Below are 24,633 nucleotides of genomic sequence, written 5' to 3'. Positions count from 1 at the left end.
GACATTCGGAGTGAATGGTCACTTATGTTTAAAACAATCATTACCTTTTTGCGGCAACAGTTGCCGAAGCTAAAGCTCTCCTGGGTCATGCTGGGGATCGTGCTCTGGATTGTCGTGTTGCCGCTGGCCTGGTGGCTCGGCCCGCGACTGACCGTGTTCGACACGCGGCCGCTGGATACGATTTGGTCGCGCATCGTCTTTACGTTGCTGTGGCTCTGGCTGGGTTTCAGCATCAGCGCCTGGCGACTATGGCGTCGCGTACGTCATATCCGGGCGGAGCAGCAGAAGCAGAAGATCGCCGAGCATGATCCTCAACAGATCTTCGTCGACAAGCAGCAGGCGTTTCTGGATCGTTGGCTGCTGGCGTTGCGCGAAAATCTGGGAACGAACATCCTCTACAAGATGCCGTGGTACCTGACGATCGGTTTGCCGGGCAGCGGTAAAAGCAGCCTGATCCACCGCGCCAACGAGGCCAACAAGCTCAATCCGCATCTGGATGCCGAACTGCGAGACTTCGCGGCGGGTCAGGAAGTGGACTGCTGGGTGGGCGAAAGCGCCATTATCTTCGATCCCGACGGTCAGATGATGGCACCGTCGAATCCCGATCACGCTCCGGATGAACGCAAACATGAACGTCTGTGGACGCATTTGTTGCAGTGGCTGAGCCAAAACCGTAAGCGTCAGCCGCTGAACGGTCTGGTGCTGACGTTGGATCTGGCCTGGTTATCTCATGCCAGCGTGCCGGAACGTCAAGCCTATGCGCAGCTGATCCGCGGCCGGATTCAGGAAATCGCCACTACGCTGAACACCCGCCTGCCTATCTATGTCGCGCTCACCAAGCTGGATATGCTGCGCGGCTTCGATATCGCCTACCGTCAGCTGGACAAGGAGACCCGTCAGTCCATTCTGGGGGTGACCTTTGACCTGAAGGCCAGCGCCGGGAAAGGCTGGCAGGAAGAGCTGGATGCCTTTTGGGATAAATGGGTTTCCGTGCTCAACGACAATCTGCCTGGCAAGATGCTCTCCAATCTCACTAGCGAGCAGCGCAGCGCTCTGTTCAGCTTTACGCGCCAGCTAGCCGGTTTGAAGGACTATGTTGAGGAGATCCTCGCCGCCGCCATTACGCCGGAAGAGTACAAACCACTGCTGGTACGCGGCGTTTACGCGTGCTCTGTCTATCAGCAGGGCGTGCCGTTCGACGCCTTCGCGCAGGCGGCCACCTTCCGTTATCAACTGCCGGAGCCGGTCAATTCGGCCCTGAAGGGCGAGTCCAACACCTTCTTCGTGAAACGCCTGTTTTCCGGCGTCATCTTCCCCGAAGCGCATCTGGCCGGGGAGAACCGTTTGCACAGTCTTTACCGCCGCCGCCGGATCGGCATCGGTATGGGCTGCATGGGCGTGCTCGCCGCGCTGTTGGTGATCGGCTGGCATCACTACTACCGGCTGAACGAAGAGGCCGGGCGCAACGTACTTAACAAGGCGCAGGCGTTTACGGACACCACCGAACTGGCAGGGCAGCAGAATCAGGGCTTTGGCTATGGACAGCTGCCGCGTCTTAACCTGATCCGCGAGGCCACGCTGTCGTTCGGCGACTATCGCGAAAAAACGCCGGTGCTGTCGGAAATGGGGCTATATCAGGGCGATAAGATCGGTCCTTTCGTGGAAGGCACTTATCTTCAGCTGCTGAGTCAGCGTTTCCTGCCGGCGGTGATGCAGGGGTTGCAGGACGATCTGAATCAGGCCCCCAAAGGCAGCGAGCAGAAGCTGGCGATCCTGCGCATCATGCGGATGATCGACGATGCGTCCGGCCGCAACAAGTCGGTGGTCGAGCAGTATATGGGACAGCGTTGGCAGCGGGCGTTCCCCGGTCAGGGCAAGGTGCAGGAACATCTGATGCAGCATCTGGACTATGCGCTGGAGCACACCGACTGGCACCAGGCCCGTCAGCAGAAGGACGCGCAGGCGATCGCCGCCTTCGAACCGTTCCGGATGCCGATCGCCGACGCGCAGCGTGAGCTGAGTAAACTGCCGATGTTCCAACGTATCTACCAGAGTCTGGTGACCAAGTCGCTGGACGTGCTGCCGCCGGATATGATGATGCGCGATGAAGTCGGGCCGGTGTTCGATACCGTCTTCGCGCTGCGCAACGACAAAGCGGGCACGGTGCCTCGGCTGCTGACCAATGCGGGCTTCAGTGAATATTTCGTTAAACAGGATAAGACGCTGTTCGATCTGGCCGCGCTTGACGCGTGGGTGCTGGGCCAGCGTGAGAAAGTCTATCTGAGCGAGGAAGACCGAAGGGAGATCCAGCGTCAGGTCAACGATCGCTATATCACCGACTACGTCAACCAGTGGCAGAAAGTGCTCGCCGGTCTGGACGTGCAGCCGCTGGAAACGCCGGAGCAGGCGCTGGACGTGCTGACGGCCATCACCGGTAACGATCAGCCTTTCCAGCGTGTGATCGCCGCCCTTAACGATAATACTCGCGCCCGTAAGCTGTCGGATAACGACAACGACCCGGCGCAGCTCATGAATGCGCGCATCAGCCGCACGTTTATGACCACCAACTCGACGCTGAGTGGTCGTGGCGATCAGGTCGCGCTGATCCAGGAAGTGAACCAAAAGCTGACGGAGTTCTACCACAGTCTGGAACAGATCGTGAATGCGGGCGATCCGGGGCAGGCGGCGCTCAAAGCGATGCAGCTGCGCCAGACCAACCGCTTCGCCGATCCGGCGTTCGCACTGCAACAGTACGCGCGCAGCCTGCCGACGCCGCTGGACCGCTGGGTCGGGCAGATCGCCGAGCAGAGTTCGCATTTGGTGATGGATCTGGCGATGTCTTCGCTGAATCAGGAATGGCAGGACAAAGTGGTGACGCCGTTCAACGATCAGCTGGCGGATCGCTACCCGTTCAATCCTGAGTCGGACAGGGACGTGGCGCTGTCGGAGATGGAGCGCTTCTTCGCTCCCGGCGGCACGCTGGACAGCTTCTATCAGGCCAACCTGAAGTCCATCCTGAACGATAGTCAGGGGAGCGGCGATGTGAGCTCGACGTTGCAGACGGAGCTGGTCAAGCAGCTGGATCGCGCCGATCGCATCCGTAAAACCCTGTTCAATGCGCAGGGCGGACTGGAGGTGCACTTCGTGCTGGAGCCTATCGAGCTAACCGCGAATAAGCGCCGCAGCGTACTCAATCTCGACGGACAGCTGCTGGAGTACTCTCACGGCCGCCGTCAGAAAACGCCGCTGGTGTGGCCGAACAACATGCGGGACGGCGCGGAAAGCAAAATCACGCTGGTACCGGACAACCGCGAGCGTTCGCCGCGTAGTCTGGGCTACATCGGACCGTGGGCGATGTTCCGCCTGATCAATACGGGCGAGTTGAGGCAGGTCAACGAGAACACATTCGACGTGCAATTCGCCGTCGACCAGGGATCGATGTCCTATCGCGTTTACACCGACGCCAGCCACAACCCGTTCGCCGGTGGTCTGTTCAGCCAGTTCCAACTGCCTGAATCACTGTATTAATGTAAAGGGGGCGCTGATGGCGCCCCCATTGAATGGATTTCATCACTATGCAAGACGCACAGCAGGCTCTGACAGTCGGTCGCGATCCGCGAATGCTGCCCGAATATGAAACCTTACGCATCGAAATCAACAAGCTGAGCCATGCCTCACGGCCGGAAGTGGACTGGGCCTTGATCCATAAAATGGCGGGCATCATTTTTGAAAAGCACGGGGTGGATTTGCAGACCGCCGTGTATTTCGTCCTTGCCCGGTCACGGCTACAGGGGCTGAACGGTTTTACCGAAGGCTGCGAATTTCTCGCCAACCTGATCGTGACCCAGTGGGACAACTTCTGGCCGCCGGTGCACCAGGATCGCGCTCGCATCGAAATGATCGACTGGTTTATCGCCCGCGTCAGCGAGGTGATCCGCGGCTATGCCATCAGTCAGGACGATCGCCGGTTGATCTACCGCTGTGAACGCTCGCTGCAGCTGATTAGCGAAAAGCTACACAACGTCGGCCTGAGCCGCGTGCCGCGCATCGAGAATCTGGTTCACTTTATCGAAGGGTATACCCACCTGTTCGACGAGACGGAAATCGTGATCGTCTCTGACGACCAAGAGATTAAAAAGCAGGACATGCAGATCCCGCCGATGGTGTACTTCAAGTCGGACGGGGATGCTTCGACGAGCGCGCCCGATCAGCCTGCGTTGCCGACCGGCAGCATTCTGGTCGGGCGAGAAAAGGGCGAGGTCAAACCCACCGTGCTGAAAATCGAGGCGCGTCGTAAGCATAAACCGGCGTGGTTTTGGTTTGCCTGTGGTTTGCTGTCCTGCGCGCTGCCTGTCGCGACGGTCTTCGGCTGGCAGACGATGCAGGCGCGTGAAAACGCCGCGGTCGAGCTGCTGATGCAGCCTGCTCAGGCGCTGCCGGACACGCTGGATTACAACGATATCCGCCAGGTCCGCATCTCGCTGGGCGAACAGACGTTGCAGGGAATGGAAGGCCGGGTCATCGCGCGCTATCAGGCGCAGCTGGATCAGGTCAAACACGCTTCGCCGCTCGCGGTTTACCAGTATGGCGAGGATCTCAAGAACTCGTTGCAGATGCTCTATCCCGACTCGCTGGCCGTCAAAGAGATGGGACGACAGTGGCAGGAGTCGCTGTCGTTGCGTCAGGATGTACCGACGTCTTCACCTGCGTATCTGGAGGCGCAGGCTCGCGTGGACGGGATGCTCAGGCAGTTGCAGGAACTGGAGCAGCAGAGAAAAACGGTCAGCATCTCCTATCTGAAATCCCAGTTTTACGAGATCCAGAAAAGCCTGCTTTCCGGCACGCCGTTCACCCAGAGGTTAAAGCAGCTGGAAACGCAGAAGGCGGAGCGAGGTTCGGTCAACCCCGGCGAACTGGAGCGGATGGAGAACGAGCTGGATGCGCTGAGTATTCGGTTATTCAAACTCAAGCAGAAAAATACGGGCAGCTGACGGCCCACAGGTATCGAGGCCGCGTCGCCTGCGAACCGCGTGGCGGATGCAAGAGACGCGGCGATCTATTGACGGTAAAGATGAAATGATGATGCGTAAAACAGCGGTTCTACTCCTGACAGCCGGGTGTCTTACGGCGTGCGGCACCCCTGTGTCGTCGCTGTCCGAGCAAGACCTGACGCGCGTCGCCTCCGAGGGCAACGGGACGGCGCAATATCAGCTGGCGAGACGACTGGCCGCCAAACCGGACTATCCGGCCGCGATGCGCTGGATGCAGAAGGCGGCGGAGCAAGGGGGGAGACTGAGCGCGAGCAGCGACCTGCGCGGCACCGCGGCGCTACAGGTCGCCGACTGGTATCAGGAAGGGCTGGGCGAACCGAAAAATGTCCCGTTAGCTGAACGCTGGTGGCATAAATCGGCGTATTTCGGCAATAGCGAGGCCAATTACCGCCTGGGGATGCAGTGCAAATTACGTCATCAAAACACGTTGGCGCCGGAGTGCATGGACGCGTTCGAAGCGGCCGCCGGGAAGCGTCATGCGGGCGCTCAGCTTGCAATGGCGGAGTGGTACGCGGCGCATGCGGACTCCGCCAAAGAGGCGATCCGTTGGTTTGAACGCTCGGCCGAACAGGGCAACCGGGATGCGCAGTATCAGCTGGCGCTGCGTTATGAGAAAGGGCTGGGCGTCACGCAGCGTAGCGACATGGCCGAGCGCGGGTACTATAAAGCGGCGTTGGCAGGCCAGCCGCAGGCGCAGTATTGGATGGCGCAACACACGCAAGCTCCGGAGTCTATCGAATGGTATCGCAAGGCGTCGGAGGGCGGCGAACCACAGGCGCAGCTGTGGCTGGGAATGGCGTATTTGACCGGCGACAAACTACCGCTTGATAAACCTCAGGGCGAGACGCTGCTGAAAAAGGCGGCGGCGGGCGGTTCGGCGGAAGCCAACTACCAGCTCGGTCTTTTGTCACAGACCGCAGACGAGAAGGTGGCGTACTTGCAGACCGCCTCGGCGAAAAGTTTTCTCAAAGCGCAGTACGAGCTGGGTCTTTATTATCAGCAAACGGGCGATCTGGTTCACGCTCGGATCGAGTTCGGTAAAGCGGCCGCGCAAGGCGATGTTCTGGCGCAGCTCGCCTATGGCGAGATGCTGCGTTTGGGGCTGGGCGGCAAGGAGGACTACGCTGAGGCCGTTAAACAGTATCGTCAGGCATCTTCCGCCAATAACCGCATGGCCCAGTATCGTATGGGCACGATGCGTCAGGAAGGGCTGGGCGTGCCGCGCAACCGCATTCATGCTTACGCCTGGTTCTCGCTGGCGGCCACCGAAGGTATGGTGAACGCCATCAATGCCCGTAACGCGCTTGAAGAGGGCATGCAGCCGGATGAGGTGAAGGCGGCGCAGAAGCTGGCGATGCACTGGTCCTCCGGCAAAGGTATGGCCAGCGAGCGGGACAGCCAGTAACCTTCCCCGCCAACACTTGACGTCGCGTCAGGCCCCGGCAAGCAGAGGGCTGGGGCATTTTCCATCAGCCTGAGCGTAGGTGAAGGCAGTCGAAGGCGGACGGCGATGTCGCTTCTCGATAGCTGACTGAGTTTTCGCGCGGATCTCCCCGATCGCGCCCATCGCCGGGTTGGATGACCCCATGGCGATGGGCGCGATGCCGTCTCTTGGCTCCGGCTACGTTCACTGTTTCTGTTTCCCGACTCATTTCACCCGACGAAGACACTGCCGGCGTCGCTCATCCACCCGTTTGGCGAACCACGCCGTGGTCAGCTTGCGGGTGATTTTGGGGCTTTCCAGCGAAATGCCCGGCAGCATCTCGCGTGGCGATTTTCCGCCCGCCGAGCGGTCCGCCAGCGCATAGACCTTCTGGTACAGGTCGGTTTTTTCGAAAGCCGCCGTATCGCCTTTCTCCAGATCCCGACGGATCGCGCTGTCGCTTAGTTTGAGCCGTTTGCCGAGGGAGCGTACCGCGAGTTCGGTTGCGCCCGCCTGGTTTGAACCGTAGTTGATCAGATCGCCGTCCCGCGCCAGAGCAATGCCGCTCAGGCGACTGACGGCCTGTTGAAATGCCGCGTTACGGCTGGCGTACCAGCCCGCGTTAAAGTCGGCGAAACGGTAAATCGACTGGGTATAGCTGGCCGGATAGCCCAGCAGATGCATGATGCCGAAGTACATGCCGCCGCGACGGCTGAAGACTTCCCGACGCACGGTGCCGTCGATGGGATAGGGGTAGCCTTTGGCGTGGGCTTCGGCGAACGCGATGCTGACCTGCATCGGGCCGCCGGTGCGCACTGGGTTCAGGCGGCCGAACAGTTGCTGTCCCATCGGCACCATCTCGATGAAGTCGTCAAAGATCGCGCTCAACTCTTTCTCGCTGCGTACCTTATCTAAGCGTTCGCTATAGGTTTTGCCGTTGGGCGAGGTGATCGACAACGCCGTACGTACCAGAAACAAAGGAATGTGCAGCGGTTCGGCGCGGCGATTAATCTCCTGCCAGGCGATTTTTGATAAACCGGGCACCTGCGGGTCGGCTTTGAATGTTGACTCCTGCTCGGTGACGGCGAGGACGGAACAGAGATTTTCCGGGCTGGGGTCGAGCTGCTGTGCGGTAAAGGCGGCGGCGATATCTTCCGCCCAGCCTTGTCGATCGCTAACGTTGGCAGGCAGCAGCGTCAGCAGTTGCGCGCGGACATCCGCCGGGCGCGGCGCAGGCGTTTGGGCGACTTTATCGGCGCAGCCGGCCAGCGCCAGTACGGCGAGCAGGCCCAGCGCGTGCAGCGGGGAGCGAAATGAAAAACGGTGCAGATTCGGCATGTTATCTCGGGTCGACAGGTAAAGGGCTGACATGACGTTAGCGCAGCGCACGATGATGATCCAGCGCGGCGACGCATGCTTTTTCTCGTTTGACCTGGCATAGTTGGCGTTACGCGTAACTTGATACTTTCACGACCTGACGGAACGCCGATGGCTGCTGCCCAACCCTGGACCCGAGACCAACTGCTGGTCGCCTTCACACTGTATAGTCAATTGCCGTTCGGCAAGCTGCATTCGCGCAATCCTGACATCATCCACTATGCCACACTGCTGAATCGCACCCCTTCGGCGTTGGCGATGAAGCTGGTCAATCTGGCGAGTCTCGATCCGTTTATTATCGCCTCCGGGCGTATCGGCCTGCGCGGCGCGTCCAATGCTGACCGGGCGATGTGGCAGGAAATGAACGCCGATCCGGCGCGCTTCGAACAGCAGTGTGAGCAGGCGATGGCACGCATTGCATTGCCGGCGATTACGCCACAGGCGCAGGAAGCGGCGGAGGATTTCCGGGGCGGGGAACGTTGGACGCCGGTGAAAACGCGTATCGGCCAACAGCTGTTTCGCAAGCGTGTGCTGGGCGCCTACGGCGAACGCTGTTGCGTCACCGGTCTGGACGAACCGATGCTGCTGGTCGCCAGCCATATTCGGCCGTGGAAAACGGCGGAGGAGCACCGGCTGAATCCTAGCAACGGCCTGTGCCTGTCCAATCTGCACGACAAAGCCTTCGATACCGGGCTGATCACCTTTAACGAGGCATTAGAGTTGCAGCTTTCCCCCAGAATCAAAAAGCTGAAAAGCCCGGTCAGCGAGATCTACTTCGCGCAGTATGAGGGGCGCCCGCTCCGCCTCCCCAGCGAGTTTCCGCCGGACATGGCGCAAATGGCCTACCATCGACAGCATATCTTTCAGGCCAGGGGATAGGCACGAGGGCGGGTGACGGCGCGAAGGCCGGACTCGCATTTTTAATCAATCCACTTTAAATAAAAGGATTAATTCTAGAATCTCATTAATATGGCCCTTCTTGATTTTTATCGCTTATAGGAAAAGCAGCAGATTTTGCAGGTAAATTTAATTCAGGCCATATTATTTTTATTGCCCGGATCGGTTCCATTTCGGACAGTTAAAATCAAATAAAAATTGAACAAGCGTCATCAATAATAAAAAACAATGATGGCAAAAAAAATAACTGAATATGCATTCAGGGATATTTTTTTGCTTAATAGTGAAAAAAAGTTAAGTTTGATGGCTGGAAACCAGAGCAGTGTTTATTTTTGGAAACCAAAGGACATTATGATCAATTTTTCAACAAAGAAAATAGACCTTTTGCATGGTTTAGCGGTCAAAATGAAATAGAAGAACAGGCTAAGCGGCAACAAAATGTTATTGATATTTGTATGAGAATCCCTAAGTGCCATTGGCATTTTATGGAGCCAGTAAGCGCTGGCCATTTCCAAAAAAGATTTTTAATTTATTTTGATCTGACAATAAATTATACCCCCTGAAGGAGGAAATAACGTGGAAGAACTAAAGCTGACTATATATAAAAAAGAAGATACGATCGCTATCGAAAATCTCCTTGAACGGTTTCTGTATTTATCAAACATAACCAGTTATTTGCGAGGAGGGGCAGTTGAGTGGTTTTTGACGGGTAAAAGTAAAGCGGAGGCGCTGAAGAAAAAAATTTTTCATGAAAATAAGATGGCAGATGAAGCTTTATCGCTTCTGGATAAGAAGATAAAGTCTTTACCTAGTATCACGGAGACTATTTGGAATAATTTCGATGATATTATCACTGCATCTAACTACATTTGCGAAAGCTACAACAATATTTCATACCAAATAACAGTACGCTCACCAAATATAGAACCGAATTTTGAGTTAGTGGTGAAATATCTAAGTGCATTAATTAGAGATCTTACTCCCCATATCGTTACTATCGAAACTAATGATTATGGTTTCAATCAATCCCAAACATTTCCCGACCGCCTTCCGGTTGGTTGGATGTTTTATATCGATGAAATATTTGATAAAAATACATTAAATTTGGATGAGCATATGGTGGCGGTTAATAACGATGGTATGCCAATAGGATCGCTGTTCATTAGCAAACGAGGCCTCTTTGATGGTGAAAATAAAGAAGATATTAAAATAGCTAATGCGCTGGAAATAGCACTTGTCGAGCATGAAATTCTTCCCACGTATCGTACTATTTTTAAAGGATAGAGACGATGCCTAAACCTGTCATATTGCTTAACGATACCACTACGCATGGTGGGACGGTGATTGCGGGACCATCTCCATTGACAATTTCCGGGACGGCTGTCGCTTGCGTTAATGATAAGGTCAGTTGTCCGCTATGCTTAGGAATTTACCCCATATTGCCATCTTCGGGGACCGTCAAATATCAAGGAAAAGACCTTGCCACCGAAGGGATGAAAACGGCCTGCGGTGCCGAACTGATAGCCTCGCAAAGCACTATTAACGTATAGCCGTTCATATATTGGGATGGGATATTTAGGGTATGACATAGGAGCCTCTTGAAATAGAGTGCTGTTATCATCTTCTCAGCCTCTAAGTGGATTGAATTGATCGCTTTTCAAGACAAAGGCAAAAGGATGAGCTGGCGCTGTACCCACTACACTACGACTACGATATCGCCAACGGGCTGACCCGCGAGATGAGTTGTCAGACGCACTGTTCTCGGGGGTAAGATCAGTGCCGAAGTCGGGGACTGTGGCCTGCGCCGGGCATTATGTATAATCCCCGCCTTACCGTTCATTCCCCGGAGCCTGATATGACTTACCGTGTAGTCTTCATTGATGACCACTACATCGTGCGTTCAGGATTTGTGCAGCTGTTGGCGCTGGAAGAGGATATCGACGTCGTGGGCGAGTTCAGCTCGGCCGCCGAAGCGCGCAAAGGATTGCCGGGGCTACAAGCACACATCTGTATTTGCGATATCTCCATGCCCGACGAAAACGGGCTGGATCTGTTGGCCGACCTGCCCTACGGGCTGGCGGTGATTATGCTGTCGATGCACGACAACCCGGCCATGGTAGAACTGGCGCTGGAGCGTGGTGCGCGCGGATTCCTGTCCAAGCGTTGTCATCCGGAAGATCTGGTGACGGCGGTGCGCACGGTGGGGCAGGGCGGTGTCTATCTGATGCCGGAGATCGCCCGTCAGTTGACGCGTTCGCAGGTCGATCCGCTGACGCGGCGCGAAGGCGAAGTCGCCATGCTGCTGGCGCAGGGACACGACGTGCGCGAGGTCGCGTTGCAGCTGGGACTCTCCCCGAAAACCGTACATGTCCATCGCGCCAATCTGTTCGCCAAACTGGGCGTGAGCAATAACGTCGAGCTGGCGCACCGCATGCTGGGGTACTGATGCAGCGGGTCGTGTTTGCCCTATCTATTTTCTTCCTGTATGCCGCCGCCTGGTTTTGCCTGTGGGGGATCGGCACCGCGCTGGTCGCTAATCCGCTCGAGGCCGTGATGTTGTTTCCGTTCGGGCTGCGGGTCGGCGTGCTGTTGCAAACGCCGCGCTGGTGCTGGAACGGGATCTTGTGCGCGGAAGCCGTCATGCTGTGGATGCTGTATCAGCAGTTTGGCACCAGCGCCGAACTCGGGGCGCTATTGTGTGCTCTGCCGTCGTGTCTGGTGCTATTGCATCTGACGGCCGGGTGGCTGCAGCGATCCTTGCAAAGCGAAGCCGAGTGGCAGTGGCCTTTGCAGCAGGGGGCCGTCGTCGTACTGGCGGCGTCGTTGCAGGCGGCGATCTGGTCGCTGGTCACGGGCGTCGCCCCCGTACAACCGCTGCTGCTGGGGCTGAGCGGCGGACTGACGGTCGCGCCGACCTGCCTGTTGATCTGGCAATATTTGTCCCGGCAGCGTTGGGCGCCGCTGGAGCCGGGGTTGATTCACCAGCCGCTAAATATGCGGTTGCACCATCTGGGCGGATATCTGGTGCTGTTCGCCTTTAGCGTCTGGCTGCAACGCCAGGCGGACGACGTCGAACTGCGGCGCTTTGCGCCATTTTGTTTGGCGATCCCCATTGTTTTCATGTCTTACCGCTATGGCTGGCAGGGCGCGCTGCTGGCGACGCTGCTTAACGGCGTGGTGCTGATTGCGTCCGAACCTCACGGCATGGGACCCCACCGCGACCTGCTGTTGTCGCTGCTGGCGCAAAGCCTGACCGGGATGCTGCTGGGCGCGGGTATCGAACGTCAGCGCCATCTGAATCATCAGCTGGCGCTCCGGCTGGAGGAGAACCGACAGCTGGCTCGTTCGCTGGTGACGGCGGAAGAGGACACCCGCCGCAAGATTGCCCGCGAGCTGCATGACGAAGTTGGGCAGACAATCACCGTGATCCGGACCCACTCGGGCATCATCAGCAAATTGACGCAGGAGCCTCGGGTGCTCTCCAGCGCATCGGCGATCGAGTCCTACGCCCTGCGGGTGTACGACGGCATTCACGATCTGCTGGCACAGTTGTGGCCCGCGGCGCTAAGTGCGCTTCCCCTGTCGGGGGCGCTGGCGGCGTTGCTGCGCGATCTGGTGCCGCCCGATCAGGGGATAACGACGTCGCTGGACTGGCAAATTCCGGATGCGCATCTGGACGATACGCTGAAGATCATTCTCTACCGGCTGTGTCAGGAAGGTGTGACCAACGCATGCCGTCATGCGGATGCGTCGCACATTAGCGTCTGCGGCCAGCGCAATGCGGCCGGGCAGTACTGCGTCAGTATTCAGGACAACGGGCGGGGCGTGGATGTGGAGAGCGTCAAACCGGGCTATGGGCTACGCGGGATTCAGGATCGTGTGCGCGCCATCGGCGGCGAATGCGCCCTGCGTAATGAAGGTGGAACGCGTCTGGTTGTGATCCTCCCCGCAATTTTCGGAAAAAACACTCAAAACTAGGAAAAAGTCTTAGTTTTAATGCGCCATTGGCTTGGTCGGATTGGGCGCGCGCGAGGCACCATAAGCGCCACTAACGCTACAGCAGTATAACGAGGTTTTCATGTGGTTCATTTTAAAAAGCCGTCCTGACGCCCCTCAGGTGCAGGACAGCGCCCAGATCGATGCGGCCTACAAATATTGGCGCATCCAATTGATGTGGGTTATGTACGTCGGCTACGCCGCTTTCTATTTCACACGCAAGAGCTTCACCTTCATCATGCCAGCCATGGTGGCGGATCTCGGCCTGAGCATGTCGGACATCGGTATCCTGGGCACGCTGTTTTATATCACTTACGGCTGTTCCAAATTCATCTCCGGTATGATGAGCGATCGTTCCAATCCGCGCTATTTCATGGGGATTGGCCTGATTATGACCGGGATTATCAACATCGTATTCGGACTCAGCTCCTCGCTGCTGGTGTTCGGTGCGCTATGGATGGTCAATGCCTTCTTCCAGGGCTGGGGATGGCCGCCGTGCTCCAAAATCCTGACCAGTTGGTACTCCCGCTCTGAGCGTGGAAGCTGGTGGGCTATCTGGAACACCTCTCACAATTTCGGTGGCGCGTTGATCCCCCTGTTGGTGGGCTTTATTTCCCTGCATTTCAGCTGGCGTTACGGCATGATCATCCCCGGTATCATCGGGATTGTGCTGGGTCTGCTTGTGTGCTGGCGGTTGCGTGACAAACCGAACACGATGGGCCTGCCCAGCGTCGGGAAATGGCGTAATGACGAGATGGAGCTGGTGCAGGAGTCCGAAGGACAGGGTCTCACCAACCGTCAGATCGTCAAACGCTACGTGCTCACCAACAAGTACATCTGGTTGTTGGCCGTGTCCTACGTGCTGGTGTATATCGTCCGTACGGCCTTGAATGACTGGGGTAACCTTTACCTGACTCAGGAGAAAGGCTACTCCCTGTTGACGGCTAACTCGGCGCTGTCGCTGTTTGAAGTGGGCGGATTTATCGGTTCACTGGTTGCGGGCTGGGGTTCCGACAGACTGTTCCGCGGCAACCGGGGGCCGATGAACCTGATCTTCGCCATCGGCATCTTCCTGTCCGTGGCCGCGCTGTGGCTGATGCCGGGCATCAGCTATGTGCTGCAGGCGGGCTGCTTCTTCTCCATCGGCTTCTTCATCTTTGGTCCGCAGATGCTGATCGGTATGGCGGCGGCTGAGTGCTCTCATAAAGATGCTGCCGGTGCGGCGACCGGTTTTGTCGGCCTGTTCGCCTATTTGGGCGCGGCGTTGTCCGGTTATCCGGTTGCGCAGGTAATGGAAAAATGGCACTGGTCGGGTTTCTTCGTCGTGATCTCCATCGCGGCTTGCCTGTCCGCACTGTTCCTGCTGCCGTTCCTGCGTGCGCAGAATCAGGATAACGTGAAAAAAGCGGTCTGATCCGAGCGACTGCCGAAGCCTGCCGGGCGGCCTCTGATCGAGGTCGACGTCGTCCCGGCGGGCGGCGATGATCGGACGTCCTCGTTTGATCTTGCCGAGGTTATAGAACGTCGCCGACGGCATAGCGTCAGCGCGTGATGCAGCGCCCCCGTAGAGAAATGGCAAAGCGGTTTCCCGCCCCATTTTCTTCTGCGGGGGCGCTGTTTTGTTGTCTGGGGGAATATCAGCGGGCGGTCCCGCTGGTTTCGCGTTCTGGGCGTGTGATCGCTACGCGACAGAGTGACGAAGAGAGGGGAAATAGCGCGCCGATGTGTTGCCACGCGCCTGACCGTCAGTGATGCAGGTGGATTTGCTGTAGGGTGGTGTAGAGGCGTTTTTTATCGCCGACGCTCAGTTTTTTATCCGTGAGGGACTGCGCGAACTGGGCATAGGACAACCGATGCAGATTACCTTCCCGCTGCAAAATGACGGCAATTTGTTGCAGCAACTGCATGTTGATGTCGGTTAAACGCGCGCGTACCGTTTCCAGTGGAAGAGGTTGGTAGTTCAGCTCGGGAGAGGAGAGCCAGTCCGCGCGATAGCGGTACTGCACCGCTTTGGCCGCGTCCATCTGCGCCTGTACGAAAGGGGCGGTAGAGGCGCAGTCCAGGCCAGATTTTTCCGCCTGACGCAGGCTGATTTCAAGGACGCTGTGCTCTTGGTTCGACTCTTCAATCGGTCGCTGATGCGCCATCTTATCGGCAGCGACGTCCTTCATGTAACTGAGGCGTTGATTGATGAGGTTGGCGACCGGCGATGTCTCCGCAGCGATGGCGTTGCAACAAATGACGAGGGTGAGAAGCATCGTTTTCCGTAACATGGCGGCTCCTTGCTAGGTTTATCTGGTGAGGTCCATACCCTCGTCACGAGAACTCGGTGGCGCTATTCGGTCTATGATGACGAGAGGTGTGCATGTTGCTGTATTTTACGCATTCCCAGCACGATCCCCAACCCCGAAAACAGAGAGATTGCCACGGCGATATACATAAAACGCTGAAGCGGCAGGTGATAATGTTCGGCGATAAACAGAAACAGCCACATGAACGGCAGGATAGACTGGTTTAGCATCACGATCAGCGAAGAGGCGCCAGCCAGTTGTCGGGATGGGAGCAGAGTGATACGCAGCGTTCGCATGACGTTATCGGTGAAAACTTTTCCTGCAATGCACAGGGAATAAAAGATCAGGAACGGTATCAACCTGTCCATTGCATGGGAAAGCGCAAGCGACGACAGCATGATAATAAGAATACCGAACGCCAGCTGCGCCTCTTTCCCGAAACGTTGCCTCCCTGCGCTATAAATGAACGTTGTGAACATGCCGGCGGCCCCGGCAAAAATCTGAATCAGCCCGAAATATTCGATGGGCAACGCCATATTGGTTTCGATAATAGCCGGACCGCTTGAGGCAATTAATCCAGCAAAGAAATTATTTCCCGCCGCCAGAAGTATCATAAAAATAATAAGCGGGCTTTTTAATAGGCCCCATGAGGAAATTAAACCGGGCGGAGTAAAACTGGCGGATTTTGTGTCGAGAGTGAGATGCTGAGTCGTCAGAAAATAATAGGCATTGATTAAATAACCGGTGGCCGCAATGAATAAAATCGTCATGTAGCCCGAGTCGTAAAATAGGATGCCCATCAACGGACCCACAATAAAGCCTGTTAAATCCGCACGGGTCAGCAGGTTGGCGTCTTTATTCACATCCTGGCTATAAGCGGCGATCAGTTTCTCAATAGCCAATGTTGTTTGCGTATTGCCCGCAGACACGACGGTGCCGAACAGGCCAGCGCAAAGGGACAGGACCAGAGGGTCTCGCGTAAAGTGAAGCACCAGACACAGCAGCAGGCAAGACAGCGCTTTGACTGAATCTGAGGCAATGGAAAGCGTTCGCACGCCCCAGCGGTCGATGCCTGTTCCCAGTAACGGGGTCAATATGATCCGGGGCAACCACCACAATGCGTAGGCCAGCCCCGAATAGGTCAGACTTTGGGTTTCCGCGTAGACCAGGATGGGGATCAAAAACACCATCAGACCGTCTGCAATAAAGGCTAAATTAACAAAAAAAAGTGGAATAGGATTCATTTATTACTTCATCCTGAATAATATTACGGACGTTTTTTAAATTAAAAAATTTTTATTAAAACACCCGTGGGGGAATCCGTGCCGAAGCGCAATGATAAATAAGCCTAAAGCCTATGTCGCACCAATATAATGATGTGGTCGACATAAAGTAAACCCTAATCTATTTTTCCCCTCTCGTTGTCAATTTGTTTGGGAATAATTTGCGGACTTATTGTTTTTGCTCTATTTAGCTCTGCTGTTGGGTTTAAAGCGGCGGTGAGTAGGCGGATACCGGGCCGTCACATTGGCCCGGGTTTTAGAATGTTAGGCGGGATAGACGTGGCACGGCATAAAACCGTATCGTATTACAGCGGCCACTGCGCCAGACGAATGCCGCGCTGCGTTGCCTCCTCTCGAAACTCTAGCAGCATGTTTTTGACATCCGCATCAATGTAGTCTGCATTGTCATGCTCGACGATGACCACGCTGTGAGCGGGGATCTTGTTGAGCAACGACTGTAGGTGCGGATTGTGCACGAACGTCAGGTTCTTCTGGAAGCGCAGCACGAAATGGTTGCCGTAGCGCGTGAGTTGCAGCGCATTGCGATGGCTTTTATAGCTGCTAATGGCGAGTTGAGACGCTATCCCCAACCCAATCCCCGCCAACATACCGAATACGATAATACCGGTGATGGTGATGATGAACGGGGCAAATTGCTGCCAGCCATTTTTCCACTGAGAAACAAATAGGGCGGGTGCCGCCAGCTTGTATCCGGTATACAGCAATACTGCCGCCAGGCTGGCCAGAGGAATGATGTTCAGCAGCTGACTCATATAACGCACGCTCAGCAACAGCAGGACGGCGTGCAGCAAAATGGAGATTTTACTGCGACCGCCGGCGTTCACGTTGACGGAGCTGCGTACGATCACGGCCGTAATGGGAAGGCCGCCGACAAATCCGCTCAGCAAGTTTCCGACGCCCTGAGCGCGCAGCTCTTTATCCGGCGATGGCGGCGGTGTCTGCGGCTTGATTTTCTTCAGAGCTTCCTGACTGAGCAGCGTTTCCAGACTGGCGACCAGTGCCAGCGTGACGGCGACGATATAAACGGCGGGATTGTTCCAGACCTGCCAGTCGGGGCGGATGACTTCAGCAGCCAACTGACCAAGGTTATCGAATTCCGGTAGCTGAATGCGCGGCAGCGTGTCGGCGAAATCGGGGATGATGCGATCTCCAAAAAGCGCGCACAGCCCGCCAAAGAGAACGGCAACCAGCGGTCCGGGGAACCAGCTCAAGATTTTATGCCGTTTGATGGCGGGATGGTCCCAGCACCAAAGCAGCAGCAGTCCCGAGATAGCGACAAAGGGCGCGCTGAAGGATGGCAGCGAACCGAGACCGCGCCATAGGGAACTGATCTGTTTCGAATCGGCTAACCCCAGCGCCAATGGGATCTGTTGCATGATCAACAGGAGTCCGATGGCGGCTAGCATGCCGCGGATCACGCTGCCGGGCACCACCGAAATGAAACGACCGACACGGGCCATGCCCATCAGGTATTGCAGTACGCCCGACAGCATGATGGCGAACAGCAGAGCGGCAAAAGACCCCAGCGATTCAATGGCTCCGGAGACAATCGTGACCAGTCCCGCGGCCGGGCCGCTAACGGCATAGCGCGACGGGCTTAGCAGCGTCACCACCAGACCGCCGATGACGCCGGTGACCAGGCCGACAAACGGAGACAACCCGCTGGCCTGCGCAATCCCCAGACAGAGCGGCAATGCGACGAGAAAGACGACAATCCCGGCGGGAATATCTTGGCGAAGCGTTGAGAGGTTCATGCGGCGCCCTCCCTGTTGCTTTGATGAATCAACTCCTTCAGATGACCGTTATGCAGGTCGTAGACGCAGCCGAACACGCTCAGTTCCATACCGTCCTCCCAGGCTTTGATAACCGGGGGAGCATGGACCAGCCGGGTGAACTGTTCACGAACGTTGGCTTCGACCAGCCGGTTTCTTTGTTCATCCGGCGTTTCCTCGCTGTCCTGACGCTGATGAAAGGACAGATGGGGGAGCAGCGTCGAGCGCAGCGACGTAATCCGTCGAGACAACGCTGAATTCTCCTGATCCAGCGCCATCGTCGGTAGTTCGATGGCGGCCTGCACGCCGCCGCAGCAGTAGTGGCCGCACAACACGATGCGCGAAACGCGAAGGTACTCCAGGGCATATTGCAGCACGCTCATGAAGTTGTCGTCTTCATGACTCACCATATTGGCAATGTTGCGATGAACAAACAGCTCTCCGGGACTGGAACCCGTCAGCACTTCGGCGGGAACGCGGCTGTCTGAGCAGCCGATCCACAGCGAGTGTGGCTTCTGGACAGAGACATGCTGCTTGAAGTAATGCGGGTGTCGTTGGCGGCGTTGCAGCGCCCAACTGCGATTTTTGGCGAGTAACGGTTTTAAAGTCGTCAAAATAGGTCTCTCCTGTGAAAAAAATTGAAGATCAGTTGAGCTTGTGGACACACTTTCACTTTCCCCGATAATAGCGATCCAAAAAAAATGGGTTAAATGACTGATTATGAATATCGTCTGAACTCAGGGGGCGGCACGGGTGAAAATAAATAACGTGTTGTGATTGTAAGAAAAAAAGAATTATTCACCAGTTGAAAAAACATAAATCAGATTAATTACCTTAACGGCTATAACGTAACGTAGCGTTGTGCCTCAGACAGTGGCTATTAATTTACTTAATTAAGGTGAATGATATTGTCATTATTCTATTGCTGTGTGCGGAAAAGGGCTGTATACGCCGATGTAGGGTGTGGAGACCGTTTTTATGGATTGATTTTATTTTAATTGATTGATTTTTATTGTTTTTATTATTACATCGAGATGTCAACTCCCTGTCGAGTCTGCGAATCCTGATATCTCAATTATTTTTTAAATTTGCTCCATTTTTTAATGGCTAGAGGACGAGTCCCGTTTTTCCCCATGACGGAAAAATGCATTCGGTATTAATATATCTATAGCAATGTCCCGCAGTTTTGCCAGTTTAATAAGACACGGAAAATACCCTGACAATAAGTTGGGTTTTGTGTAATAAAAATGAAATAAAAATATCATGAAAATCAAAATACATAATGACGGATATTCAGCGGCCGAACAGCGGAAATCGACAAAATGGAGCGCTTCTGACCGCGGTTTTTTCGACGATAGGGTAATTATTGGGGACCGTCATGCAGTCGGTGGCCCTTTTTATGTAAATTAGCGTCAATTTTTTTCAATAAGTTTGAGCGTTAGCGATATCGAACGTGCTGCTGTGGTCGCTTTGCGTGAGTCAAGCCGGCCAAGGCCAATGGTCATCGGCCATAGAATAGCGGCGGCTTTAACACAGCGTATGAAGGTCGAAAGGAAGACGTTGAAAGGGGCGAGGTAAAAAAATGCCGCTACCCAGTGCAGGCAGCGGCAGAATCGTGCGGGTTTTTAACGGCGAATTAGCGCGTTTCGCCGGCGTCTGGCAGGTGAGTCATACGGTTGCGCAGGTCGCGGCGGGCAAGCTCGGCCACCCAGAAGCAGAACATATGACCAAACAGTTCGGAGAAGTGTTCAGCGAACGGTTGATCCCACGGCGCAGGCACGGTACCGAACAGCGGCAGCAGCACGACGTGGAAAACCACCCACAGTACCAGGCCGTAAAATGCGCCCTGCCACAGTTTAATTTTGGTGCAGAATTCGGCAGCGATGCAGTACAGCACGGTGAAGGTGATGGAGAAACCGAAGTGCATAATGAAGCTCATGATCGGGCGCGGGTTGCCGTTGAACATGTAGCTAATATGAGAAAGCTGAAAAGACATGCCCAGTTGTTGCAGCAATTCTTGAGGCGGGTTAGTGAGATCGCGTGCGGGCGTTCGGGGCGGAAAAGGAATTTCCCAACCGAATTTTGTAATGGCACAAATAATGCCTGCAATAATACCGACCAATATAGCCAGTAATACTTTCTCTTTAATAGTGCGCGCTTGCAGCATGTTATTTTCTCCTTAATAACGACGCAAAAAACAGGGAACGGAAACGGCAGATCCCCCCGCTGGTAATATCCGGCAGAAACTGAAGATCTGTGATTATATGTGGTTGTAATCATATACCTACCTATGAAAGGTGTCGACATGATCTGCTTACCGTCACGCCTGAATAGTGTAGCGGAAATGCTAATAAAAGGGCGCAAGAGGGTTAGTGCAATGCAGCACTTGAGAAATAGAGCCACTATTATTTTATAGACGAATATTTTAAGTCATAAATATCATGTAAATAGCACTTTTATCTTATTTCGGTAATGAGAAATAAACGATATCACTTTTAACATGATGTCAGAAAAGTTCGTCGTTTTATTGTGCAGTATATTTATCCTGCGTTTATCTTCGAATGCTTCTCAGATAAATAATTTATTGGTTCTCAGTCGTTCAACGTGAGGTAGCAAGGACTCGCGACGAAAAGGTGTACTGAGGCGCTTAGCGTCGGCTGGAGGATAAATTGCGAGAGGGAAAGTTATCAGGAGCGCCGAGGACGCTCCCGTTGATGAGGCGGCGGGTTAGCGTTGCTCCTCCAGCCACTCGGGCATGTCATGGAAACCCATTGCCTGGCGCACCAGCGTGGGTTTGATGCCGGGCAGGGTATCCGCCAGCTTCAGCCCCACGTCGCGCAGCACTTTTTTAACCGGATGCGAACCGGCGAACAGATCGCGGAAGCCTTGCATACTGGCGAGCATCACCGCAGCGCTATGTTTGCGACGACGTTCGTAACGACGCAGATAAAGATAATGGCCGATGTCTTTACCCTGAGTCTGTAGGCGTTTCAGCTCGGCAATCAGCTCGGCGACGTCCATAAAGCCCAGATTCACGCCCTGACCCGCCAGCGGATGAATGGTGTGCGCCGCATCGCCCATCAACACCAGGCGGTGCGCGGCAAAGCTGCGTGCGTAGCGGGCTGTCAGAGGAAAACTCTGTCGCACGCTCTCCAGTTCGCACAATCCCAATCGCATATCAAACTCGGCGGCCAGCTGCGAATTGAACGTCGCCGCGGGGGCTTCTAACAGGCTCTGCGCGCGTTCCGGCGGCAGAGACCAGACAATGGAGCAGAGATGCGGATCGCTGAGCGGCAAGAACGCCAGCATGCCGTCGCCGTGAAACACCTGACGCGCCACGGACTCATGCGGGCGTTGGGTGCGGATATTGGCGACCAATGCATGATGGCCGTAATCCCAGAAGGTCAGCGGAATATCGGCATGCTGCCGCAGCCATGAGTGCGCGCCATCCGCGCCCACGACCAGCCTTGCCGTCAGCATGTTGCCGTCTTCGAGCGTGATAAAGGCTTCGTTTTCGCCCCACGCTACCTGTTTTAAGGCGGCGGGGGCGATGAGGGTGATGTCGCGCGCGCGTTCCGCATGTTGCCACAGCGACTGTTGGATAACGTCGTTCTCAATGATGTGGCCAAGATGGGAAAACCCGGTTTCTTCGCCGTTGAAGCTGATGCTTCCGAAGCTATCCCGATCCCACACCGACATCGCGTTATAGGGGCTGATGCGCTGGGCCGCGATGGTTTGCCACACGCCGATCCTTCGCAACAGCTGTTCGCTGGCGGCGTTGATCGCTGAAACGCGCGGCGCCAGTCCCCGCAGGGAAGAGGGCGCATTGACCGGCTGTTTTTCCAGCACGGCGATACTCAACCCGCTGCCCTGCAGCCCGCAGGCGAGCGCCAGACCGACCATGCCTCCGCCGGCAATGACCACGTCGAATGATTGCATAAAGCGTGAATTCCTGTTGTTGCCGTCGGCGACGGTTATCGTTCCACCCAGCCCAGCGTTCTGCGGGCCAGACTATCCCGTAGCACGGGTAAACTGTTCATGGCCATTAAGCCCAGATTGCGCGCCACTTCCATTGAGAGATACGCGTTGGCGAAGATCCGCACCAGTCCGTCGGTGATGGCGACGGTCGTTTGGCGATCCGGCTGACGCCGTTGCTCGTAGCGATCCAGCACCGGATAGCTGCCGGGATCCTCTCCGCGAGACACGGCGTCTACCAGCGTTTCCGCCAACGTCATCACATCGCGTAGCCCAAGGTTGAAACCCTGACCGGCGATAGGATGGAGCGTCTGTGCCGCGTTACCGACCAGCGCGAGTCGGTGGCTGATGTGGCGCTCTGCGGTGCGCAGCGCGAGTGGATAGCTGTGGCGTTCACCGACGTGCGTTATTGCGCCCAGTCGCCAACCGAAGGCGAGCTGAAGCTGACGCCGGAACGTGTCGTCGTTCCAACCATCCACCTCGGCCTGATGCGCCTGCGGGTGGCACCAGACCAGGGAGCTGCGCCCCTGACTCATTGGCAACAGCGCCAACGGGCCATGCGGCGTGAAGCGTTCGTAGGCGCGTCCGCAGTGAGGTTCCGAGGTGACGACGTTGGCAATGACCGCCACCTGATCGTAAGGATGTTCTTGCCAGCGTATCCCCGCCGCAAAGGCGAGCTGAGAGTGGGAGCCGTCGGCAGCGATCAGCAGCTGGCCGCGTAACGCGTCGCCGTTGTCCAGCGTCAGCGTGGCGCCGTCAGCGTCGCGTTCGACGTTGACCACCGTTGCCGGGCAGTGGAGCCGTACGCCCGGCGCGTGCTCCAGAAGTGAAAACAGGCGTTTGCCGGCTTCATGCAGCTCAACGACATGGCCTAAAGCATCAACGTGATAGTCCCGGGCGTGCAAATAGACGTAGCCCGCGTGCCCGCGATCGCTGACGTGGACAGTGGTGATCGGCGTGGCGGCATCCGCCAGAGCAGGCCAGATACCAATCGTCTCCAACTGCTGGCGGGTGCCTTCCGATAGGGCAATGGCGCGAGCGTCGAATCCGGGATGCTGGCGATCCTGCGGGTCGCGGGATTCGATCAGATCGACGGCGATCTTCCCCTGAGACAGGGTGGAGATCGCGAGCGCCAGCGTTGCGCCGGCCATGCCTCCGCCGACGATCAGGATACTCATGAAGCGTTGCTCGCCGCGGCGGCCATCAGCGCTTCGATATCGTCCGGATCTTTGACCACGCCTGCGGTCAGCACCTCGTTGCCGCTGGCGGTAATGACGATGTCGTCTTCAATACGTATGCCGATGCCGCGGTATTCCGGCGGAACGTCGGCGTCCGGGGCGATATAAAGGCCCGGTTCGACCGTCAGCACCATGCCCGGCGCAAGGATGCGATCGCGATCGCCCGACCCGTAGTCGCCGACGTCATGGACGTCCAGCCCCAGCCAGTGGCTCAGTCCGTGCATATAGAAGTCGCGATGCGCTTCTGCGGCGTAAAGTTCGTCAATATCGCCTTGCAAAATACCGAGGTCCAGCAGCCCTTGCAGCATGATGAGGACTACTTCTTCATTCACTTCGCGGATGCTGCGCCCAGGACCGTACAGCTCGATGGCACGTTCTTCGGCGGCAAGTACGATGTTGTAAATCTCGCGCTGGGGCGCCGTGAATTTTCCGTTGACCGGGAAGGTTCGAGTGATATCGCCGGCATATCCTTGATACTCGCAGCCAGCGTCGATCAGCACCAAATCGCCATCCTGCATCTGGCTCTCGTTCTCGGTGTAATGAAGTATGCAGCCGTTTTCACCGCTGCCCACAATCGTGTTGTAAGACGGGTAGCGAGCGCCGTGGCGGGTGAACTCGTAGTGAATTTCCCCTTCCAACTGGTACTCATACAGGCCGGGACGGCAGGTTTGCATTGCCCGGGTATGAGCCAGCGCGGTAATTTCTCCGGCGCGTCGCATCAGGTCGATTTCGACCGGTGACTTGGTCAGGCGCATTTCGTGCACCCATGGGCGCCAGTCCGTGAGCGTCGACGGAGCGGAATAGCCTCTACGGGCGCCCTCGCGCAGTGTTTCCAGCGCGCTGAATACCAGCTTGTCGGCGTAACGGTACTGGCCCTGCGCGTGGTAAACCACGTCCAGACCGTTCAGCAACAGATGCAGCTGTTCGCCCATTTCGTCAAACGGCAACGCGCGATCCACGCCCAGTCTGGCGGGTGCGGCATCTTGTCCCAGACGGCGTCCGAACCAGATCTCGGCGTTGATATCGCGTACCCGGTTGAACAGGACGCTGTGATGATGATTTTCGTCGCTCTTGATCAGCAACAGCGCGGCTTCTGGTTCATTGAAGCCGGTGAAGTACCAGAAATCGCTGCTTTGCCGATAGGGGTAGTCGCTGTCGGCATTACGTTGCGCTTCGGGGGCCGCAAAAATAATCGCGGCGCTGGCAGGCGCCATTTTTTCCAGCAGAGCCTGCCGTCGACGGAGATATTCTTGTTGATTCATCACCTGCTCCTGAATTGTCAGCGCCGGGCGCTGACCTGTAAGGCGGA

The 24,633-nt window shown here is 56.1% G+C and carries 18 protein-coding genes and 1 pseudogene; 10 read left to right on the top strand and 9 right to left on the bottom strand.

Features of this window, described 5'->3' with window-relative positions; all coding sequences use genetic code 11:
- The first annotated feature begins 24 nt into the window (after positions 1 to 24).
- The 3 genes from tssM (at position 25) to BLU64_RS14450 (ending at position 6,456) form a co-directional block, all read left to right on the top strand.
- Positions 25 to 3,528 (top strand): type VI secretion system membrane subunit TssM, encoded by a 3,504-nt coding sequence (gene tssM / locus BLU64_RS14460; RefSeq protein WP_074729166.1) that lies wholly within the window; start codon positions 25 to 27, stop codon positions 3,526 to 3,528.
- 47 nt (positions 3,529 to 3,575) lie between these two features.
- Positions 3,576 to 4,991, top strand: a complete 1,416-nt coding sequence (locus BLU64_RS14455; protein WP_074729185.1) for a VasL domain-containing protein — start codon at positions 3,576 to 3,578, stop codon at positions 4,989 to 4,991.
- Positions 4,992 to 5,079: 88 nt separating this feature from the next.
- Entirely contained in the window at positions 5,080 to 6,456 is a 1,377-nt protein-coding gene (locus BLU64_RS14450) for a tetratricopeptide repeat protein (protein ID WP_074729183.1), read from the top strand.
- Between the two features lie 243 nt (positions 6,457 to 6,699).
- Here the strand turns inward: BLU64_RS14450 and BLU64_RS14445 are convergent, their stop codons facing one another.
- Positions 6,700 to 7,812 carry a DUF1615 domain-containing protein gene (locus tag BLU64_RS14445; protein ID WP_026741970.1) on the bottom strand — a complete coding sequence of 371 codons (1,113 nt, stop codon included), beginning with the start codon at positions 7,810 to 7,812 and terminating at the stop codon, positions 6,700 to 6,702.
- 150 nt (positions 7,813 to 7,962) lie between these two features.
- On the opposite strand from BLU64_RS14445, the gene BLU64_RS14440 reads away from it, so the two are divergent.
- The 7 genes and pseudogenes from BLU64_RS14440 to uhpC all read left to right on the top strand — a co-directional run bounded on the left by BLU64_RS14440 (position 7,963) and on the right by uhpC (position 14,158).
- Positions 7,963 to 8,730: an HNH endonuclease gene (locus tag BLU64_RS14440; RefSeq protein WP_026741971.1), complete on the top strand. Its 768-nt coding sequence runs from the start codon at positions 7,963 to 7,965 to the stop codon at positions 8,728 to 8,730.
- A gap of 320 nt (positions 8,731 to 9,050) precedes the next feature.
- Positions 9,051 to 9,311: pseudogene (locus BLU64_RS14435) on the top strand (Tox-REase-5 domain-containing protein); the annotation flags it as partial.
- 13 nt (positions 9,312 to 9,324) lie between these two features.
- On the top strand, positions 9,325 to 10,032 hold the full coding sequence (locus BLU64_RS14430; protein WP_026741973.1) for an Imm52 family immunity protein: 708 nt from the start codon (positions 9,325 to 9,327) through the stop codon (positions 10,030 to 10,032).
- A gap of 5 nt (positions 10,033 to 10,037) precedes the next feature.
- On the top strand, positions 10,038 to 10,298 hold the full coding sequence (locus BLU64_RS14425; RefSeq protein ID WP_071999746.1) for a PAAR domain-containing protein: 261 nt from the start codon (positions 10,038 to 10,040) through the stop codon (positions 10,296 to 10,298).
- A 305-nt stretch (positions 10,299 to 10,603) separates the two neighbouring features.
- Positions 10,604 to 11,194: a response regulator transcription factor UhpA gene (gene uhpA, locus BLU64_RS14420; protein WP_074729164.1), complete on the top strand. Its 591-nt coding sequence runs from the start codon at positions 10,604 to 10,606 to the stop codon at positions 11,192 to 11,194.
- On the top strand, positions 11,194 to 12,726 hold the full coding sequence (gene uhpB, locus BLU64_RS14415) for a signal transduction histidine-protein kinase/phosphatase UhpB (protein WP_074729162.1): 1,533 nt from the start codon (positions 11,194 to 11,196) through the stop codon (positions 12,724 to 12,726). The genes uhpA and uhpB overlap by 1 nt, the downstream gene beginning before the upstream one ends.
- A gap of 100 nt (positions 12,727 to 12,826) precedes the next feature.
- Positions 12,827 to 14,158, top strand: a complete 1,332-nt coding sequence (uhpC, locus tag BLU64_RS14410) for an MFS transporter (RefSeq protein WP_026741976.1) — start codon at positions 12,827 to 12,829, stop codon at positions 14,156 to 14,158.
- Between the two features lie 331 nt (positions 14,159 to 14,489).
- Here the strand turns inward: uhpC and BLU64_RS14405 are convergent, their stop codons facing one another.
- From BLU64_RS14405 to pepP, 8 genes are all read right to left on the bottom strand, one after another.
- Complete coding sequence (locus BLU64_RS14405) at positions 14,490 to 15,017, bottom strand: chorismate mutase (RefSeq protein WP_026741977.1); 528 nt, start codon at positions 15,015 to 15,017, stop codon at positions 14,490 to 14,492.
- 71 nt (positions 15,018 to 15,088) lie between these two features.
- A complete protein-coding gene (locus tag BLU64_RS14400) occupies positions 15,089 to 16,279 on the bottom strand; it encodes an MFS transporter (RefSeq protein WP_026741978.1) in 1,191 nt (396 codons plus the stop codon).
- A 344-nt stretch (positions 16,280 to 16,623) separates the two neighbouring features.
- A complete protein-coding gene (locus BLU64_RS14395) occupies positions 16,624 to 18,093 on the bottom strand; it encodes a SulP family inorganic anion transporter (protein WP_026741979.1) in 1,470 nt (489 codons plus the stop codon).
- Positions 18,090 to 18,725 carry a carbonic anhydrase gene (locus BLU64_RS14390; RefSeq protein ID WP_026741980.1) on the bottom strand — a complete coding sequence of 212 codons (636 nt, stop codon included), beginning with the start codon at positions 18,723 to 18,725 and terminating at the stop codon, positions 18,090 to 18,092. The genes BLU64_RS14395 and BLU64_RS14390 overlap by 4 nt, the downstream gene beginning before the upstream one ends.
- Positions 18,726 to 19,747: 1,022 nt before the next feature.
- On the bottom strand, positions 19,748 to 20,275 hold the full coding sequence (locus tag BLU64_RS14385) for a YagU family protein (protein ID WP_026741981.1): 528 nt from the start codon (positions 20,273 to 20,275) through the stop codon (positions 19,748 to 19,750).
- A gap of 563 nt (positions 20,276 to 20,838) precedes the next feature.
- Entirely contained in the window at positions 20,839 to 22,050 is a 1,212-nt protein-coding gene (ubiI, locus tag BLU64_RS14380; RefSeq protein ID WP_074729160.1) for an FAD-dependent 2-octaprenylphenol hydroxylase, read from the bottom strand.
- 35 nt (positions 22,051 to 22,085) lie between these two features.
- Entirely contained in the window at positions 22,086 to 23,264 is a 1,179-nt protein-coding gene (ubiH, locus tag BLU64_RS14375) for a 2-octaprenyl-6-methoxyphenyl hydroxylase (protein WP_074729159.1), read from the bottom strand.
- Positions 23,261 to 24,586: a Xaa-Pro aminopeptidase gene (gene pepP / locus BLU64_RS14370; RefSeq protein WP_026741984.1), complete on the bottom strand. Its 1,326-nt coding sequence runs from the start codon at positions 24,584 to 24,586 to the stop codon at positions 23,261 to 23,263. Before pepP ends, ubiH begins: the two co-directional genes overlap by 4 nt.
- Between the last annotated feature and the right edge of the window lie 47 nt (positions 24,587 to 24,633).

The sequence above is a fragment of the Lonsdalea quercina genome (assembly GCF_900107885.1).
Taxonomy (GTDB): Bacteria; Pseudomonadota; Gammaproteobacteria; order Enterobacterales; family Enterobacteriaceae; genus Lonsdalea; species Lonsdalea quercina.
Note: the sequence above shows the minus strand (reverse complement) of the source record. Positions and strands in the feature narration are given on the sequence as shown.

Bases quoted from the DNA above. Each gene is read 5' to 3' on its own strand.
- tssM (WP_074729166.1), top strand. From the start codon at position 25: ATGTTTAAAACAATCATTACCTTTTTGCGGCAACAGTTGCCGAAGCTA.
- BLU64_RS14455 (WP_074729185.1), top strand. From the start codon at position 3,576: ATGCAAGACGCACAGCAGGCTCTGACAGTCGGTCGCGATCCGCGAATG.
- BLU64_RS14450 (WP_074729183.1), top strand. From the start codon at position 5,080: ATGATGCGTAAAACAGCGGTTCTACTCCTGACAGCCGGGTGTCTTACG.
- BLU64_RS14445 (WP_026741970.1), bottom strand. From the start codon at position 7,812: ATGCCGAATCTGCACCGTTTTTCATTTCGCTCCCCGCTGCACGCGCTG.
- BLU64_RS14440 (WP_026741971.1), top strand. From the start codon at position 7,963: ATGGCTGCTGCCCAACCCTGGACCCGAGACCAACTGCTGGTCGCCTTC.
- BLU64_RS14425 (WP_071999746.1), top strand. From the start codon at position 10,038: ATGCCTAAACCTGTCATATTGCTTAACGATACCACTACGCATGGTGGG.
- uhpA (WP_074729164.1), top strand. From the start codon at position 10,604: ATGACTTACCGTGTAGTCTTCATTGATGACCACTACATCGTGCGTTCA.
- uhpB (WP_074729162.1), top strand. From the start codon at position 11,194: ATGCAGCGGGTCGTGTTTGCCCTATCTATTTTCTTCCTGTATGCCGCC.
- uhpC (WP_026741976.1), top strand. From the start codon at position 12,827: ATGTGGTTCATTTTAAAAAGCCGTCCTGACGCCCCTCAGGTGCAGGAC.
- BLU64_RS14405 (WP_026741977.1), bottom strand. From the start codon at position 15,017: ATGTTACGGAAAACGATGCTTCTCACCCTCGTCATTTGTTGCAACGCC.
- BLU64_RS14400 (WP_026741978.1), bottom strand. From the start codon at position 16,279: ATGAATCCTATTCCACTTTTTTTTGTTAATTTAGCCTTTATTGCAGAC.
- BLU64_RS14395 (WP_026741979.1), bottom strand. From the start codon at position 18,093: ATGAACCTCTCAACGCTTCGCCAAGATATTCCCGCCGGGATTGTCGTC.
- ubiI (WP_074729160.1), bottom strand. From the start codon at position 22,050: ATGCAATCATTCGACGTGGTCATTGCCGGCGGAGGCATGGTCGGTCTG.
- ubiH (WP_074729159.1), bottom strand. From the start codon at position 23,264: ATGAGTATCCTGATCGTCGGCGGAGGCATGGCCGGCGCAACGCTGGCG.
- pepP (WP_026741984.1), bottom strand. From the start codon at position 24,586: ATGAATCAACAAGAATATCTCCGTCGACGGCAGGCTCTGCTGGAAAAA.